The sequence below is a fragment of the Litorimonas haliclonae genome, from assembly GCF_965138505.1.
GTDB classification, from domain to species: Bacteria; Pseudomonadota; Alphaproteobacteria; order Caulobacterales; family Maricaulaceae; genus Litorimonas; species Litorimonas haliclonae.
The window spans coordinates 813,036-829,158 of the sequence record NZ_CBCSCO010000001.1 but is presented as its reverse complement, the minus strand read 5'-3'; the positions used below and the strand labels follow the sequence as shown (position 1 = coordinate 829,158).

16 protein-coding genes and 1 tRNA gene are annotated in these 16,123 nt (G+C 50.9%); 4 read left to right on the top strand and 13 right to left on the bottom strand.

Annotation, left to right across the window (positions count from 1 at the left end):
• The first annotated feature begins 56 nt into the window (after positions 1-56).
• Positions 57-878, top strand: coding sequence for an SDR family NAD(P)-dependent oxidoreductase (locus ACNA05_RS03850; protein WP_415810052.1), 822 nt, complete (start codon positions 57-59; stop codon positions 876-878).
• Between the two features lie 22 nt (positions 879-900).
• Here ACNA05_RS03850 and ACNA05_RS03845 read toward each other — a convergent pair whose 3' ends face one another.
• From ACNA05_RS03845 to aroA, 10 genes are all read right to left on the bottom strand, one after another.
• The gene (locus tag ACNA05_RS03845) at positions 901-1,551 is read right to left on the bottom strand and encodes a DUF1523 family protein (RefSeq protein WP_415810051.1); all 651 of its coding nucleotides are present in this window, start codon (positions 1,549-1,551) and stop codon (positions 901-903) included.
• Positions 1,552-1,581: 30 nt separating this feature from the next.
• A complete protein-coding gene (locus ACNA05_RS03840) occupies positions 1,582-1,848 on the bottom strand; it encodes a hypothetical protein (protein WP_415810050.1) in 267 nt (88 codons plus the stop codon).
• Between the two features lie 2 nt (positions 1,849-1,850).
• Complete coding sequence (locus ACNA05_RS03835) at positions 1,851-3,305, bottom strand: DUF6638 family protein (RefSeq protein ID WP_415810049.1); 1,455 nt, start codon at positions 3,303-3,305, stop codon at positions 1,851-1,853.
• Between the two features lie 3 nt (positions 3,306-3,308).
• Positions 3,309-4,214: a restriction endonuclease gene (locus ACNA05_RS03830; RefSeq protein WP_415810048.1), complete on the bottom strand. Its 906-nt coding sequence runs from the start codon at positions 4,212-4,214 to the stop codon at positions 3,309-3,311.
• Positions 4,214-6,166: an ATP-binding protein gene (locus ACNA05_RS03825; protein ID WP_415810047.1), complete on the bottom strand. Its 1,953-nt coding sequence runs from the start codon at positions 6,164-6,166 to the stop codon at positions 4,214-4,216. The genes ACNA05_RS03830 and ACNA05_RS03825 overlap by 1 nt, the downstream gene beginning before the upstream one ends.
• A 7-nt stretch (positions 6,167-6,173) precedes the next feature.
• The gene (locus ACNA05_RS03820) at positions 6,174-7,271 is read right to left on the bottom strand and encodes a hypothetical protein (RefSeq protein ID WP_415810117.1); all 1,098 of its coding nucleotides are present in this window, start codon (positions 7,269-7,271) and stop codon (positions 6,174-6,176) included.
• A gap of 40 nt (positions 7,272-7,311) precedes the next feature.
• A complete protein-coding gene (locus tag ACNA05_RS03815; protein ID WP_415810046.1) occupies positions 7,312-8,412 on the bottom strand; it encodes a hypothetical protein in 1,101 nt (366 codons plus the stop codon).
• A gap of 139 nt (positions 8,413-8,551) precedes the next feature.
• Positions 8,552-9,106, bottom strand: coding sequence for a hypothetical protein (locus tag ACNA05_RS03810; protein ID WP_415810045.1), 555 nt, complete (start codon positions 9,104-9,106; stop codon positions 8,552-8,554).
• Positions 9,107-9,134: 28 nt separating this feature from the next.
• A complete protein-coding gene (gene cmk / locus ACNA05_RS03805; RefSeq protein ID WP_415810044.1) occupies positions 9,135-9,806 on the bottom strand; it encodes a (d)CMP kinase in 672 nt (223 codons plus the stop codon).
• The gene (aroA, locus tag ACNA05_RS03800; RefSeq protein ID WP_415810043.1) at positions 9,803-11,152 is read right to left on the bottom strand and encodes a 3-phosphoshikimate 1-carboxyvinyltransferase; all 1,350 of its coding nucleotides are present in this window, start codon (positions 11,150-11,152) and stop codon (positions 9,803-9,805) included. Before aroA ends, cmk begins: the two co-directional genes overlap by 4 nt.
• Before the next feature lie 169 nt (positions 11,153-11,321).
• On the opposite strand from aroA, the gene ACNA05_RS03795 reads away from it, so the two are divergent.
• Both ACNA05_RS03795 and ACNA05_RS03790 read left to right on the top strand, forming a co-directional pair.
• The gene (locus ACNA05_RS03795; protein WP_415810042.1) at positions 11,322-11,792 is read left to right on the top strand and encodes an FYDLN acid domain-containing protein; all 471 of its coding nucleotides are present in this window, start codon (positions 11,322-11,324) and stop codon (positions 11,790-11,792) included.
• 98 nt (positions 11,793-11,890) lie between these two features.
• Positions 11,891-11,966: transfer RNA gene (locus tag ACNA05_RS03790), tRNA-Ala, on the top strand.
• Between the two features lie 123 nt (positions 11,967-12,089).
• Here ACNA05_RS03790 and ACNA05_RS03785 read toward each other — a convergent pair.
• Positions 12,090-12,506 (bottom strand): SET domain-containing protein, encoded by a 417-nt coding sequence (locus ACNA05_RS03785; protein ID WP_415810041.1) that lies wholly within the window; start codon positions 12,504-12,506, stop codon positions 12,090-12,092.
• A 253-nt stretch (positions 12,507-12,759) separates the two neighbouring features.
• On the opposite strand from ACNA05_RS03785, the gene ACNA05_RS03780 reads away from it, so the two are divergent.
• Positions 12,760-13,782, top strand: a complete 1,023-nt coding sequence (locus ACNA05_RS03780; protein WP_415810040.1) for a zinc-binding dehydrogenase — start codon at positions 12,760-12,762, stop codon at positions 13,780-13,782.
• On the opposite strand, the gene galU is transcribed toward ACNA05_RS03780, so the two are convergent.
• The gene (gene galU, locus ACNA05_RS03775) at positions 13,779-14,678 is read right to left on the bottom strand and encodes a UTP--glucose-1-phosphate uridylyltransferase GalU (protein WP_415810039.1); all 900 of its coding nucleotides are present in this window, start codon (positions 14,676-14,678) and stop codon (positions 13,779-13,781) included. The genes ACNA05_RS03780 and galU overlap by 4 nt on opposite strands.
• A gap of 17 nt (positions 14,679-14,695) precedes the next feature.
• Positions 14,696-16,015, bottom strand: a complete 1,320-nt coding sequence (locus ACNA05_RS03770; RefSeq protein WP_415810038.1) for a UDP-glucose dehydrogenase family protein — start codon at positions 16,013-16,015, stop codon at positions 14,696-14,698.
• Between the last annotated feature and the right edge of the window lie 108 nt (positions 16,016-16,123).

The following is a 16,123-nucleotide window of genomic DNA, read 5'->3' as shown; positions in this document are numbered from 1 at the left end:
GGCTCACCCTATTGGGTGGGCTTTTTTATTGCCCGTTAAGTTATTTGGGAGGCACTATGTCGGATCAGGTTTTCATTGTCACAGGAGCGGCGCGCGGTATCGGATTTGCCTGCGCGCAGCGTCTGGTCGAGGATGGCCATCGCGTCGTCTTGGCTGATCAGGACACAGATCAGGGGTATCGCGCGGGCGAGGAGCTAGCAGAAGGTACGGACCGCGCCGTGTTTGTGGAATGTGACGTGTCTGATAAATTGCAGGTGCATAATCTGATTGCCGAAACGCTGGGTGCGTTCGGACGAATTGACGGCTTGGTCAACAATGCCGGTGTGGCCATGAAGGGCGGCGCGCTGGATATGAGCGTGGAAGATTTTGACCGAAATTTGGCGGTAAACCTTCGGGGGGCGTTCTTGGTCTCGAAAGCCGTGGCCAAACATATGGTCAAGGAAATAGAAGACCGCGAAGACCGCTCACGTTTGTCAGACCGCCCCTACGCTATCGTCAATATGTCGTCGATTAATGATACCGTCGCTATACCTGATTATATCGCCTACACCGTGTCCAAAGGCGGTTTGCTCCAAATGACAAAGGCGATGGCGCTGGAACTCGCGCCTTACGGTATTCGCGTCAATGCGATTGGCCCCGGCTCTGTCAAAACGGACATGCTTGACGGGGTCGTTGGGAATGAAGATGCGATGGATAAAATTGCAGCGCGTACGCCGTTGGGCCGCGTGGCTCTCCCGGATGAAGTGGCGAGCGTGGCGTCGTTTCTGCTTTCCGAAGATGCAAGCTATATTACGGGCCAGTGTATCTATGTGGATGGGGGGCGATTGGCGCTCAATTACACTATGGAAAAAAGACGCTCTCGTAAGAGCGTCTCCTAAAGTTTCAGTTTAGCGGCGAAGTTTATTTTCGCGGCTTCGTCGTTCCAAAGATTTTCCGCCACCCTCTGCCTATGGCCGATCCGCGCTTGGACAAAGCCTCTCCGGCATCGTCAAACTCTTCGCCAATTCTGTCTGTGATGGGGTCAACATTTTTAGTCTTCCACCGGTTAGCCATGCGGAAGATCAAGAACAACAGAAACGCGATAAGGCCGAGAAAGACGATATTAAACCAAGGGATTAAGAGGGCGTCCGGGCCGCTGACTTTTTTTATAGAGGTCGCATTCGGGAAAATTGAGAAGAGTTTTATGCGCCAGCCATAATGGCGAACCGCGACCCACTGATCTGGGTCTCGGGCCAGATTGGCGGCATTGCCGGACACGTCGCTGCTGTCGAATTTGAAATAAGGCGGGAAAGACCAGCCTGTGTCTTCATTCCGGTAAGTCATAGACCGGCCATTTTTTTTGACCGTATAAATAAAGCGAACATCGCGCGTCATTTGCGTGTTTGTGCCGACATCGGGTCGGTCCCAAAAGGGCGAGACATCAGAAATGTCCATACGCTTCACATCAGTGTCGACAATCTGAACGATGTCGCGATCCGGTAAGTAGTAATGCGCGAGAACCGCCACAATGATAAAGGCCAAGAAGGCGAAAAACCATTTAACTGTTTTCATAAGACACTCCTGAAATCACCGGGCCCAAACCTACCCAAATTGCGCCAACCACGCCAAACCCGCGAAAATAGCGAGAGGGAAAAAATAGATCCCCAAAAGCATTTTAGGGCGTATGGAGCGATTATATTGACGTAAGCCTCGCTCGACAAAGTCCTGTTGGCTCTCAAGCGCGTCTTGTTTGTGGTACTCACTGCGCAGTTTCTGCCGCTGCCGCAGATTAGCCGTGATGCTCAAAACGGCATAGACCGCGCTGAGAATGGCGAAAATAATGACGATATTTCTTATCCAGCCGACCATGCCTAATCCCTCTTACCCTTTTTGGACTTTCGGTAATTTTTTTTGCGGTAATCCTTATAGAGTTCGCGAAAGTCATCTTCTTTTTTGTTATGAGGTTTGACCTTATACAGACCGTCTTTGACTTTGGCTTTTCCCCAAGGGTTGGTAAATTCCGTCTTGGGTTTTGGTTCCGGCTCAGGTTCTTCCATGGCCGGCTCATCGCCGAACAAAGCTTCGCGCGCACCGACCTTATCCATGGCATATTCCTGCGCCAGAAAGTCCGAGACATAATCTTTCTTGGACTCTGACCAGCTCCTATAGGCGTCATAGAAAAGCGCTTTGTGACAAATAAAGAGCTGACGGAAATCCAGGCGGGACAGATCGGATAAAAGCATATTCACCAAATCGCGGTCTTTATGCTGACTGGAGCGGAGGCAGTAGAAAAAGGCCGGATGGTTCGGCCTCATTTTCGGGGGCCGTCCACCCATACTGGCCCAGCGCCAGACATCCATCAGGCCGTGAAACTCTTCGGGTAGATCCTCGACAAAACGCCGCTCCAAATGGCGAATGTTTTGCCGTGATAATCCGCTCAGGTCATGACCCTGTTCGGCGGCAATAGTGATCGTGATGAAATCCAGTTTTTGCTTGATAATGGCCGCGGTGGATTGGTTTGGCGCTTGAACAATTAACTCGCTCAGGTCTTCGTCGCGGAGGAAATCAGCAATCGCTTCCCTGTCGTCAAAGGTCAGAATTTGCTCAATGGACAGATCGTCCAAACCTTCGACGCGTTCCCGCGCGATAACTGTGGGGGTCTCTGCGTCGCGGAAAATATAGACCCCGCCGAAATGGCTTGTGTAGTAATTTCCCTGGACATAAGTTTTATTGTCCAATGTCACCGGATTGCGCTGAATATTCCCCGTCCGCTTGGCCAGCTCAATCATTTGCGCGATTAAGACGTCATCCCACCACGCATCGTCTTCGGTCATGAATTGATCAATTTGCTCAGAGAGCTGATGCGCCTCGGCGACATGTTCTTGAATGGTGTCAGCTTCGATTTCGATCTGATTGATATGCAGGAGGTCAGAAGGCGACGAGATATGAAAGACGGAATTCATTAATTCCCCAGCCACGGCTTCGCGTGCCGTCAGAGCAAAAAGCTGATCTTCGTTTTCCTCAATATATTGACGCAAGATTGACCGGGAAGTCGAGAATTGTGAATTGAGCAAAGGCGCTTTCATTTGATCCGTCGTCAGCAGGATGAACATCTGATTGCATCCCTTCGGGTTCAGATAGAGCTGATCCTCAAATTCGTCTCCGATCTCAGGTGAATATCCCGACATATCAATATGAAAACCGGTCAATGCCGTCTCGCGGTCAATCAGATGCTTTAGGGCGCGATTATAACGCTCCACCAAAGCCGGAGAGGACACCTCAATCAGGTTGCCGAACATCAGCCCTTTTTTGACGAGACGCATCATGGGCTAAATGCTCGCGAACCAGGAGTCATTAATAATTACTTTTTCGATCATTTTTGTGGAGACGCCTAAATCATTTTCTTTTAGAAGGTCGCAAAGTCTATCGCCATCTATTAAATCTATTGCTGTCGCACCGTCTCGTGTCGCCTCATCGGTAGCTTGAGCAGTAAAGCTACCTGTCGTTATAAACAGACCTTTATCTGCACGGCCCTGCATGGCCCCTCTAAAGTCACGGATGTCAGATGATCCAACGCTGCCTTTGTATCTTTTGCATTGAAAAAATATTTGGAAAGAGACCAAATTTACTCGAAGCACTCCAACTCCATCTATTCCCCCATCGCCGGATTTGCCTCTGACTTCAACTTTTGTGAATCCGCTCTCTCTTAACAACCTTTGAGCGAGGCGCTCAAACGCGGATGGTTCCATTGACTTTAGAGTTTCCAGTAATTGGGATTTCCAATCCGTAAAGCTTTCAGTTTCGCTATCATTATCTGAATACGCGCTTGGTTCATCGTTTTCTAGTTGGTTGCGGGCTTCTCGTTTCTGACGCGCTCGTTCACGTTCTTCGGCTTGAACCTTTTCATAAATTGCTTTCGTTTGTTCGTAAGATATAATTTCTTCACCAGTATCCGTTAATGCCCAAACACCTCGAGAAGAGTTTTCTATAGCGTCACCTCGCCTTAAATATGTCCGTGCCCAAGCAAGGTAATAATTTAAACGTGCCCGAGGATCTTCATTAGACATTGTATAAGATTGCTCTTCTTCGGTCACGTTTTCGATTTCAGCAACTTTTTCATCTAACTCTTGTATATTTGCAGAACTGCCAATTTCTTTCAAAGCTTCGACTGTGGCTAGCATCATTCCAGAAAGGTCAGGCAGCCCACTTTTTTCAACTATGAATCGTCTCGACATCACCCCTTCTCCCCCAAATACCGCTTCTTCGCCTCTTCCTGCCGCGCGTAATCCCGCACCATATTCTCAATCGCGATTTCATCTGACTTATCGGCGTAGCGGAATTCTGAGTCGGCGTAGCGGTTGATTTCCTGAATGACCATATCGACCGTGATCGGCTGGGAGAGGTCGGCGATCATTTTTTTCTTGGTGTCATAATCTTTGGTCAGGAAGAGATCAGGCTTTTCCATCCACTCATCGGGAAGTTCGAAATCCATGGCGCGGACTTTGACCGCGTCGGTGATGTTTTTTATGGCGCGGCCAGTAAAGCGGGAGTCAGCTTCCTGAATGCCTTTCAAATAAGTGCCGAGCTTGGCAATGGTGTCGAGCTTGCCGATGTCTTTGGAGACTTTGTCATAGACCTCAACCAGACCGTCCTCTTTCGGACGGGCATAGCTGTCATAGCTCGCGGCGACGGCTTTTTTGATTTGCTGCGCGGCGAATAGGTCATGTTTGCCAACGGGAATGTCATGGTTCTTTCCCATTAAGAGATGCAGAATGTCGATATAGTCCTCTCGCGTTTGCGGCCCGTCCACCAGGAACCTTGCGCCCGCGCGCTGGCGAAGCGCGTCATCCACATTTTCAGGATAGTTTGAAAACATGCCGAAGGTGCAATTGCCGCGTACCACCGTATTTGCGCCTGCAAAGCTTTCCATCAGCACAGCCGTGATTTCGAGCTGTCCGGCAGAGGACTGGCGGTCTCCCCGTTTCCCGGCCAGCTGGTCAATATCGTCAATCGTGCCGAACCCAATCACGTTCGGATCAATTACATTATTGATGAAAGCCTTGGCATTTTGCGCCGATTTCCCCTGATAGCTGTCGATGGAATCCGTGGATAGATTTTGATAGCGGAAGGCATATCCCGCATTGGCGCAATATTCGGAAATTAATCCCGCCATCATCTGGATGAGGGTGGTTTTCCCCGTTCCCGGCGCGCCGTCGCCCATAAAGGTAAAGATAAACCCGCCAAGTTCTGCGAAAGGATTTAATTTCCGCTCGAAGTCATAGGCCATGAGCATTTTGGACAGCTTCATCGCCTGATATTTCGCAATATGGTTGCCGACCACCTCATGCGGTTTTTTGAAGGTCATGGTCAGCTTGGAGCTTTGGGCGCGGGCAAAAGGCGTAAAGCCGTTAATGTCGAAATTATCCTCTTCGACGCGGTAGCTGACAGAGGTAAAAGGTTTCAGGCGCGGCAGGTTCGCCGCGCGCAAGGCGACCTTATCCATAAGTTTCTCGAGGAAGGCCGTGACGACGGGGACGAGCTTATCCTCGCTGTCCACGAACAGCGCCAAATCTTGATCCAGTTCCCATAGAGCGCCGGTGAGCGCAAGCTGGGCGTTATCGGTAAGCACCTCTTCAACATCGCCGATTTCGACATTTAAATCCGACCCGTCCGCATGGGCAGAAGATAAAAGGAAGCTCGCCATATTGGCAAAGACGTGAAGGCTGATGACCGCGGAGGCGGCGAGTCCTTCGGTAAACTCAGCTTGCTTGCCCGCCGGGAGCTTGCCTCGCAGGTTCTCTTTCATCAGTGCGGAGAGACCCGTCTGCTCGCCATATTGGTCTGAGACTAGCAAGCCTGTTGCGAGGGCGCGGCGAAGGCTGTGCAGAACATTGGCCTGCATTGGGCTGATGAGGGCATCGCCATCATCAGCGTTTTCCACGCGGGCGATTAAATGCACGCCTTCAGGACGGGCTGTGGACTGGGTGACAAGGCCGGGGGTCGTGGAGCGGAAACGGCGGCGCGTCCCCATGCCAGGGGAGCGTTCTTTGGACGCCGCAGATTTTATGTCCTGTTTTTTCGCCAGACGCGGCGTGTGATCAAATCCGCCCAATAGCTGCTCCGCCGCCGCGTAGTTCTCGCGGATTTGCGCTTCTTTTAATTCCATCAAATTTCCGGAGTCAGACATTGATACCCTAGCTATAGCTTAAAATTTTTGTGTTCTCGCCCACGACATATTTGCGTGTGCCTTGGAAGGCCTGAGCCTTTTTCTCTTCGAGAACCTGATAGGCGCGGTGGGGCAGAATGACCGCGCGTTGGGTTTCGGTCGCGCCGCTATCGGCTCCGCCGAGGAATTTATCTAATTTATAGATTTGCCGTGTGGCAGTTTTAAAAATGCCGGTTTTCTCGACTTTTGTATCTTCGGACAAAAGTGACTCGACGGTCCAGGCGAGCGCCCAATCGCTGCCTTCCTGATGGCTCGCATCGGCTAACACATCACGAATGGGCCCTTGCTGTTCCGTAAAGTCATGGCTGTACATCGGGCCAAGGTGAAAACGTCGAAGTAGTTTCGGGTGGAGCGTATCAAAATCCGTATCAAAGCCTTTGGCGATCGTCAGCAATTTCAACCCGGAAACGGCCTGCGCCATGAGGTGGCTTTGGACGCGCGGCCAGCGACGTTCATCATGGGGCAGAGCGCGAGACGCCGTATCCTCTAGCTCCATTAGATAAATCGCGGGCAGGTTTGTTTGGCTGTCATAGGCCGCCCAATGGACGAGGTAGCTTCGGCGGCCACTATTCATGTCTTTTCCGACCCAAACAATTTGCGGATGGTTTTGGGTCAGGAAGAGGTTTTCTTCTGCCAGACATTCATAATAAATCCGCTGACTCATCGCATATTGCAGCTGCGTCGGAGACGAACGCTGCGTCAGGATATGATTGATCATATCTTTTTTCAGGCGTTCTTGACCGGGCAAAGATTTTAAATGCTTTTTAGCTTGAGTGGCATCCGACGCCATTTGCATGACTTCACCAAAAACCGGAAACCCGCTCTCGGTTTTGTCGATGCTCATTCCGCTGGGTTCAGATCCGCCGATCCGGTGGGACATTAGAAACTTATAGGATAGAGCGGTGAAAGTATGTGTCAGCGAGTCCAGATAGGTCAGGAGGATTTTGGCCTCTGCCGTCGTGATAAGCTTTTCTTTATTAGAGAGGATGGCCACCTCGGAAAGGTGACCCATAATCCGCTCGAACTTTGCGAAATAGCGCCGGGTAGCCCGGGCGCTATCGAGCATTTTGTGATCGAAATGTAGGTCTTGAACGACTGACACTTATCTACTGACCACCTGCTGAAAGATCATCTCGGCCATAAGCGTTGGCGTCATGTTTCTCGACAATTTTTTCAAACCGCCGGGCAAATCGCTCATCCGCCTTGGCCTTTTCTTCCAGGACTTTACGGGCAAAGACTATGTGGTCTTCATGCGCTTCCATCATTTCGGCCATTTTATTATTGGTGGCCGCGCCGATGGCAGACATGGCGACTTGCGCTTCTTTATCCGTGGCAACGCCGATCTCATTGATTTTATGCGCGACGTCTTGTTGCTGCGCCGTTTTCAACGACTTCGACAAGGCATCATAGAGGATAACGCGCTGTTTGGTGTCGGTTTGCAACTTGTTGATCAGCACCATTTGTGTGGCGGCTTGGTTTTGCAAACTATCGACCCAGGTTTTCCCCTTCTCGATATAGCGCTCCAGCGTTTGCGACTCGGCAAGCTTTACTTGCTCTTGCTGCGCCAAATCATTGTAATTGGCGTTGACGGCGGCCAGCTCGCTCTCCAATTGGGCGCGTTTCTTGGCGTCCTGCTCGACGGCCAGCTTGCCTTCAAGCTCAATGATTTTAGGGTCCATAGACAGAAGCTCGGCCTTGATGTTTTCCAGAGCGGTCACGGCGGCTTCGCGATTGGTCAATGTGGTGCCGAGATTAGCCTGAACCTGATCCTTATGCATGTTGAGCTGATTAAGCTGATCCTGAAGCATGGTCTGGATGGTGTTGGACTTGGAAATCAGGTCCTGTAATTTATCTTCGATTGTCGCCGTTCTAATGCGCTCTGCCCGCAAGGATTCGGCGCGTTGTTTAGAGAAAATTCCGACGAATTTTTCCCAGCCAGTTCTATCGCGCATTGCGTCAAAATCTTTGGAGAAACCTGAGGTGACATCGTCGAGACCTAAAATAAGCTCGGCGATATTTGCGTTCATCGTATCGGCGTGGGCGTGGACATCATCCAGTGACGCATTTTCGATATCTATCGTGATATCCGATCCCATTTCCATCTTCTGGCGCGCCGTATCAATCTTTGACGACAGAGCGCTGATTTTGGCTTGGGCTTCTGCGACTTCTTTTTTGGACTGTTCGATTTGGGTCTCGAAATTGGACATCGTCCCCCCTTTCATTGCGATTGTTCTACCTAATAGACATAGGTGGAAATTTGGGATTTACAATCTAAAACTGGTCGAAAATTCGTAGGCTTTATGGGGGTTAGCGACGATTCCCCGTGAAATTACACGGGAAAAGTAATTACGAAAAAAATGCCAGAAAAATGAAAATAAGACTCCCGATCACGACTGCGATGGAGGTCTGGCGGCGATAGGCCTTGGCCAAGAACCCGACAAGAACACCTCCAAACACAACGCCAATCAGACCAAGAGCGACAAGTTTTTGATAAAATTTAAACCAGGACGGTCCGTGACCTTTGTGCAGCTCTATTAATGTGCCTTGGAAGTCGGGCACCTTACGGATTGCGGTCAGACCATCATCCGTTTGGCGAAATTCCAAATGCGTTCGGGATGTGGGGCGGAGTTGTATGACCGTGCCGCGGTTTCGAATATATTCAAATTTTTGATTTATCTTTGCTGCGTTCAAGAGTTCGCGTACATCCGTTTCCAGAGTTGGACTCTCAAAATTGAGTGAAGCGCCCGCAGGCAAAGTCACGTCCTCAGTTGTGAAGCTCCCGCTATTTCCGAGGAGGTAAAGCCCGCCTGAAATCGCAACCAGTAGGAATGCGGGCGCTAAAAAACCGGCCAACCAAAGATGCGCCAGAATAAAAAGGCGTCGAGTTTTCGGATTGGTCATAACAGGCTCTTTAAAAAATTAGGTAAAGTTAATTCTTAGGCAGGGCTTCAAATTTTCCGGCCATGACGGCGTCTATAATTCGGCAAGCGCCGTCAAAGGCTTCCTCAATTGAAAGATGCGAGCTGTCAAGAAAGTGCGCGTCCTCTGCGGGTTTGAGCGGCGCATCCTTACGGCCCATATCGCGCGCGTCGCGTTCTCGGAGTTGGGCGAGAACGGTATCAAAGCTAATCTCTTCACCATATCCAACCAGTTCCTTATGACGGCGTTCCGCGCGAATTTCCGGTTTAGCGTCGACATAGAGTTTAACATCTGCGTCAGGACAAATCACCGTGCCGAGATCTCGTCCGTCAAGGACTGCGCCTTGAGCCGCGAAGTCACGTTGTAGGTCTAGAAGCGCGGCGCGCACGTCGGGGTGAACGGCAACTTTTGAAGCAGCTGCCCCGATAGCGCCGCTTTTCAGGACAGGGTCAGAGAGCTTTTCGTCAAGATTACCTTGCCCGAGGGACTTTGCGGCTTTCGCGGCGTCGGCGGCGTTGTCAGGATCCCCTCCGGCGTCGAGAGTGGCTTTTGCTGTGGCCCGATAAAGCTTGCCCGTATCCATATAGGCGAGGCCATAATGCGCGGCCAGACGCTTGGCGAGCGTGCCTTTGCCCGAGGCGAAGGTTCCGTCAATTGCGATCGTTTTCGGTTTTTTAGTCATCTTTCAATGTGTGCCCCAAGGGAAGCCATCAAGTCAAAGAAAGTCGGAAAACTTGTCGCGATCATCGACGCGTCGTCAATGCTAACTGGGTTTTGCGTGGCCAAACCCAAAATTAGCGCGCTCATCGCAATTCTGTGGTCATGATGGGTTTTCACTGTTCCGCCTCCAAGCGGCGCTTTGCCTGCGCTGCCTGTAACGGTCATGCCGTCTTTAGTTTCGGCCACCGTAACGCCGTTCTCTGACAGGAGGGCCGCCGTTGCCGCGATCCGGTCACTCTCTTTGACACGCAATTCTCCGATGCCGTTCATTATGGTTTTCCCTGTCGCAAACGCAGCGGCCACCGCCAAAATTGGATATTCATCAATCATGGAGGCTGCGCGGCCTTCCGGAACAGTGACGCCGTTTAGGCGTGAGTGCTTAACGTGGATATCGGCAATCGTTTCGCCGCCGGATTTGCGAAAATTATCCGCCCGGAGAAAGGCCCCCATTTCGTTTAGCGTATCAAACAAGCCTGTCCGGGTCGGGTTCATCATAACATTTTCAACCAGAATGTCTGATCCAGGCGTAATGAGGGCGGCGATGATCGGGAAGGCGGCAGAAGAAGGGTCACCGGGAACCTTTATCGTTGTCGCTTGGAGCTTGGCCGGACCAGTTACGCTGATATGGTTACCATCGCCAGCGACCTTCACGTCTACCGGAACCCCGAAGGCGCGAAGCATGTTTTCGGTATGATCCCGCGTCGGAACAGATTCTATCACGGTAGTTGTTCCTTTCGCGCCGAGGCCTGCCAAAAGGAGAGCGGACTTTACCTGCGCCGACGCATGGGGCGGGCGATAGTCTATTGGTTTAAGGTCTCCACTGCTTTTTAATATAACCGGAAGGCGACCTGGCTCGCCATTTTCCGTGGTGCGTGCCTCCGCCGAAACTCCCATTTCCCGCAACGGGTCTAGAATTCGGTTCATCGGCCGAATGGACAAAGAGGCGTCGCCGGTAAATCGCGCTTTAAGGTCATAGCCTGCAGCAGCCCCCATTATCAGGCGCACCCCAGTTCCGGCATTTCCGCAGTCGACATCTTCCGCCGGAGACGAAAAGCCGGTCGCGCCAACGCCTTCAATGCGCCATGTACCTGTCTCGTTTTCCGTAATCTTTGCGCCGAAAGAACGCATCGCCCCAACGGTAGATAATATATCGGCCCCTCGTAATAGACCGGACACATCTGTGATCCCGTCTGCCATAGCGCCAAAAATGATCGCGCGATGCGATATGGACTTATCCCCGGGGGCTTTGACAGTTCCCTTTAGAGCCTTCGAGGGGACAGCGGTTGCGGGAGCAGCGGGTGAGGACATATAACAGCCTGACATCCATTGGCGGTTGACTTGAATAGCCGAGCCGCTAAGACGCGGATTGACCAGCGGGAGACGGGTTTTACAACGCCCATCCATCCACGCAACATAAAATATTTTTTATCTCAGGGCGGCGCAATCCATACCCTGTGAAAAAGGAAGGACCGACCCTATGGCAAAGAAGGTTGATTTAGGCACCAAACGCGTTTGCCCTGAATGTGAAGCGAAGTTTTATGATCTCGGAAAAGATCCAGCACTTTGCCCAATGTGTGGAACGGAAACCGCATGGGACGAATTTGTAGTGGCTCCTATCTTACCGTCTTCCCAGTTGCCGCCAGAGTCTAAAAATGAAGATGATGACGACGATGATGAGGATAATGACGAGCAAAAAGAAGTCGATGAAGATGATGTCGACGAAGAAGAGGAGGCCGCGAAAGAGCTTGAGCTAGACGGAGATGATATGGCCGTTGTTGGCGGCGCGTCTGGCGATGATGACGAAGACAAGCCTGGCTATGACGGCTATTCCGAGGATGAAGACGAAGATCAAGATGCCGCTCTGGTTTCTGATGATGACGACGACAATGAAATGCCGCCGCCAGATGATGCAGATGACGATGAAGAGCCAGAAGAGATCGAAATCTAGTCAAACCTTCATTTTGATGAATTAAATTCCTCAAGACGGTATTTGCCGTCTTGACCGCTCCGGTGCCGGAGATTAAACGGCGCAAACCTTTCCTGAAAGGGGCCTTAGCTCAGTTGGTAGAGCGCTTGCATGGCATGCAAGAGGTCAGGGGTTCGACTCCCCTAGGCTCCACCAAAGGTTCGCAAGGCGAACCGCTCCTGTTTCTTCTTCAAAGTTTCTGGCCTCGCAAAGGTCTCACCTCTCCGACGTTTTCCGGGCTGAAAAGCGCCGCCCCTCTGCGAGGCGCGGCGCAAAACTTTATGCGACCTCAGACTCTTTTTTTGTCATCAGCGGTAAAAGAGAGGGAAGCAGTTCGTGCGACGGAACAAACTCTGAATAATCGCAGAGGATTTCTTCGCCTTCCGCAATATCGCGGGTCGCATAGCCCACTACGATTTCTTTGAAATCAGAATTTGGGTTATGAGAGTGGTTCATGAAACGTCCATTATCGGCTTCCAGAACCAGTGTTTTCGGTTGGTCGTGTAACGGGTACGCATAACGCGTCATAAATTCCTGCATATGGGGTGGAAACTCTTTCATTTGGTCTGTCTCTACCAGACGGTCAAATTTTGTATCAAGTTTCCAGACGACGTCGCCTTTTTTGATATTTTCAGCGGCAAACACCCTAACACCTTCAATGCCGCTTGGCGCGACAAAGCTACGGATTAGCATCATTGTAATTGGTCTCCGGCAACAAAAACTCAACGCAAAGTCGTTAGTCTGGGCGAGAGCTTCGCTTATCCCGACTTGCTTGTTTCTGTTCAGACGTCGATTTGATTCCTGTTTTACGGTTTCGCAAGTTAAATTTTAGGGTCGAAAGTATAATTTGAAACGCATTGAGGCGGCGCAATCTCTTCCGGGATAGTCAGGTCTATGTCTGCCACCTCTATATCAAACATGTTCATTAAGTGATCAATCGGAGACCAATATGAAAGACCCTGCTATATCCCCTCAGAAAGTAGAAGTTCACAAATTCGGACGGGACTATTCGCAGGCTAGTCACATTGTTTCAGACCCCCTTAGAGAGCCGGGCTCTGATGAAATTCGGATCCGCAATCAATTTGCGGGGGTAAATGGCTTGTTTGATCATATGGCGATGCAGGGGAAGATCGGCTATATGTCTCTGTCCCTTCCGTTTGATCTGGGGGTGGAAGCTATTGGACGTGTCGAGGCAGCCGGGCCTGACTCCGGATTTAGTGTCGGAGATGCGGTTGCAACGACAGGTTTGGGCGGTGCATATCGTCATATTCAAGTGGTTAAAGGCGAAAAGGCTTATGCTATTCCGTCCATTGATCCGCAATATTTGGCGATTGTACCGACAGGGATTTCTGCCCTCGTGGCGTTGGAACAGGTTGCTGAGTTAAAACCTGGAGAAACAGTCGTGATAACGGCTGCCGCTGGCGGCTTAGGGCATATCTGGGTCCAACTCGCCGTAAATCTGGGCTGCCGCGTTATCGGGATCGCTGGGCGGAATGAAAAGTGTGACTTTGTTAGAAGCCTGGGCGCGGAAAACTGTATTAATTATCGCAAAGAGGATGTCGCGGAGCGCCTTAAGACGCTGTGTCCCGATGCTATAAATGTTGCGGTCGATACCGTCGGCGGGACAATTTTTGATGCTTTGGTAGAAAATCTCGCTCCCCTGGGAAGATTGGTTGTTTCCGGTTACGCATCTGAGGTCGTGGAAGGCGCCAAACCTGTATTACACCCGCGTGTTTATGAAAAATTATATTGGAAAGGGGCTTCTGTCAGAGGTTTCATGAATGCTTTATTGGCAGAGCACCATCGCGACGCGGCGAAACGACTTTATACGATGATGGAACAGGGGGAACTAAAAGTCTCTATTGACCCAACGCTTTTTAAAGGGCTGTCTGCTTTGCCGGACGCCGCGAATCATATGATGTCCGGACACAATATCGGGAAAACGATACTGGACCTCAGAGAGCCGGTCTAATCCGCCATTCGCTTGATCAGAGCTTTGGCTCTGTCGCTGATTTCCGGATGGATTTTGGCATAGGCCATTACAGCCTCGAAATAACCGATTTTACTGCCGCAATCGTAATCCTGGCCTTCATATACAAAAGCGTGGAAACTCTGCTGGTCCATTAACCGCGCCATGGCGTCAGTGAGCTGGATTTCCCCGCCTGCGCCGGCCTCCTGGTCTTTCAGAAGGCTCATCAGTTCGGGTTGCAAAATATAGCGGCCTGTGATTTTCAAATTGGACGGCGCGTCTTCTTGAGCCGGCTTTTCAACCATACCATCCATTTGAATAAGGTTTTTAGAACGGTAATCCTCCCCGGCTTTGGGTTTGATGACACCGTAGCTGGAAACTTTGTCTTCAGGCACCGCATCAACGGCGATAATGTTGCCGCCGACTTCTTTATAGGCGTCCATCATTTGAGCGAGGCAGCTTCGCTTGGACTGCACAAGAACATCCGGAAGGAGAACTGCAAAGGCTTGATCGCCGACAATGTCGCGTGCGCACCAAACGGCGTGGCCTAGACCTTTAGCGGCTTGTTGACGAACAAAGCTCATAGAGCCTTCGCGCGGCTGTTTAATTTTTAAATTTTTTAAGATTTCGGTTTTTTGTTTGCGCTCGAGGGCATCTTCAAGTTCGTAGGCACTATCAAAATAATCCTCTATCGCGCTTTTCTGACGACCGGTAATGAAAACGAAGTGTTCAATCCCGGCCTCCAACGCTTCATCCACGACATATTGCAGCGCCGGGCGGTCCACAACGGGCAGCATTTCCTTTGGTACCGTTTTTGTGGCGGGTAAGACTCGTGTGCCAAACCCAGCGACGGGAAGAACGGCAATTCTGACAGGTTTATAGGTTGGGGCAGGGCTCATAATCGGCTTTCCATTTTCTAAACGGGGCGACCTATATTGGCATAAGTGAAGCCCTGCATCTTCATTGTTTCCGGACGGTAAATGTTCCGCAAATCAACAATGATAGGTGTTTTAAGCAAAGTTTTTATGCGGTGTAAATTCAAGGCCCTGAACTCATCCCATTCTGTAATAATAACCAAAGCATCTGCGCCGTTTATCGCCTCATAAGGCCCGTCCGTATAGGCTACATCAGAGAGCAGGTGATTGGCTTCTTTCATGGCTTCGGGATCATAGGCGCGAATAGTTGCCCCAGCATTTTGTAGTTTTGGAATAATTGTCAGGGACGGCGCGTCGCGCATGTCATCTGTGTTGGGTTTAAAGGCAAGGCCCAGAACGGCGATGGTTTTGCCGGAGACGTCTCCGCCCATCGACTTGATAACCTTGTCTGCCATGTTGGATTTTCGTTTGTCATTGGCATCGATCACCGCCTGAACAATGGTGACAGGCGCTCCAGCTTCGGACGCGGTCTGGGTTAAGGCCAGAGTGTCTTTCGGGAAGCAAGAACCGCCATAACCCGGCCCAGCGTGAAGGAACTTGGGCCCAATTCGCTTGTCGAGCCCAATACCGCGGGCAACTTCTTGGACATTGGCCCCAACGGCTTCGCAGAGATCGGCCATTTCATTGATAAATGTAATCTTGGTCGCCAAAAACGCGTTGCCAGCATATTTAATTAACTCGGAGGTGCGCCGGCTTGTAAATAAAATAGGCGTTTCATTAATGAAGAGAGGACGATAAAGCGCACGCATGACGGATTTGGCGCGCTCATTTTCTGTTCCGACCACAACACGGTCCGGACGCTTAAAGTCATTTATCGCGGCACCTTCACGCAGAAACTCTGGATTGGAGGCCACGGCGTAACGCCCGGGCTGGACGTGTTTGGCAATAATCGCCTCGACTTCATCCCCTGTTCCGACCGGCACTGTGGACTTGGTGATAACAACCGTGAATTCAGAGTCGCCGGAAGCGATATTATGAGCAATTTCTTCTGCGGCGGCGTAGACATAAGTCAGATCCGCATGCCCATCCCCGCGTCTTGAAGGCGTTCCGACGCCGATAAAGACGGCGTCCGCCCCTTTCATCGCCTCTGAAAGGTTTGTTGTAAAAGACAGGCGCTTAGCCCGGACATTTTTAGCGACCAGGCTTTCTAGCCCGGGCTCGTAGATCGGAATGCCGCCTTGGTTAAGTGTCTCTATTTTCTTGGGGTCTTTGTCTACACAGATAACTTCATGGCCGAAATCTGCAAAACAAACTCCGGACACCAAACCGACATATCCTGTCCCTACCATCACGACACGCATACGTTATTTCCTTCTGTTTAGGCCATTAGTGCGTTAGGTTTGTCTATAGGGAACAGACCCCCTGCGTCATAGCGCCATTTTGACTTTTTTCTTATGAAAGCCCCATAA

Excerpts from the sequence above, each read along its gene's own strand:
- ACNA05_RS03850 (WP_415810052.1), top strand. The coding sequence starts at position 57 with ATGTCGGATCAGGTTTTCATTGTCACAGGAGCGGCGCGCGGTATCGGA.
- ACNA05_RS03845 (WP_415810051.1), bottom strand. The coding sequence starts at position 1,551 with ATGAAAACAGTTAAATGGTTTTTCGCCTTCTTGGCCTTTATCATTGTG.
- ACNA05_RS03840 (WP_415810050.1), bottom strand. The coding sequence starts at position 1,848 with ATGGTCGGCTGGATAAGAAATATCGTCATTATTTTCGCCATTCTCAGC.
- ACNA05_RS03835 (WP_415810049.1), bottom strand. The coding sequence starts at position 3,305 with ATGATGCGTCTCGTCAAAAAAGGGCTGATGTTCGGCAACCTGATTGAG.
- ACNA05_RS03830 (WP_415810048.1), bottom strand. The coding sequence starts at position 4,214 with ATGTCGAGACGATTCATAGTTGAAAAAAGTGGGCTGCCTGACCTTTCT.
- ACNA05_RS03825 (WP_415810047.1), bottom strand. The coding sequence starts at position 6,166 with ATGTCTGACTCCGGAAATTTGATGGAATTAAAAGAAGCGCAAATCCGC.
- ACNA05_RS03820 (WP_415810117.1), bottom strand. The coding sequence starts at position 7,271 with ATGCTCGATAGCGCCCGGGCTACCCGGCGCTATTTCGCAAAGTTCGAG.
- ACNA05_RS03815 (WP_415810046.1), bottom strand. The coding sequence starts at position 8,412 with ATGTCCAATTTCGAGACCCAAATCGAACAGTCCAAAAAAGAAGTCGCA.
- ACNA05_RS03810 (WP_415810045.1), bottom strand. The coding sequence starts at position 9,106 with ATGACCAATCCGAAAACTCGACGCCTTTTTATTCTGGCGCATCTTTGG.
- cmk (WP_415810044.1), bottom strand. The coding sequence starts at position 9,806 with ATGACTAAAAAACCGAAAACGATCGCAATTGACGGAACCTTCGCCTCG.
- aroA (WP_415810043.1), bottom strand. The coding sequence starts at position 11,152 with ATGTCCTCACCCGCTGCTCCCGCAACCGCTGTCCCCTCGAAGGCTCTA.
- ACNA05_RS03795 (WP_415810042.1), top strand. The coding sequence starts at position 11,322 with ATGGCAAAGAAGGTTGATTTAGGCACCAAACGCGTTTGCCCTGAATGT.
- ACNA05_RS03785 (WP_415810041.1), bottom strand. The coding sequence starts at position 12,506 with ATGATGCTAATCCGTAGCTTTGTCGCGCCAAGCGGCATTGAAGGTGTT.
- ACNA05_RS03780 (WP_415810040.1), top strand. The coding sequence starts at position 12,760 with ATGAAAGACCCTGCTATATCCCCTCAGAAAGTAGAAGTTCACAAATTC.
- galU (WP_415810039.1), bottom strand. The coding sequence starts at position 14,678 with ATGAGCCCTGCCCCAACCTATAAACCTGTCAGAATTGCCGTTCTTCCC.
- ACNA05_RS03770 (WP_415810038.1), bottom strand. The coding sequence starts at position 16,015 with ATGCGTGTCGTGATGGTAGGGACAGGATATGTCGGTTTGGTGTCCGGA.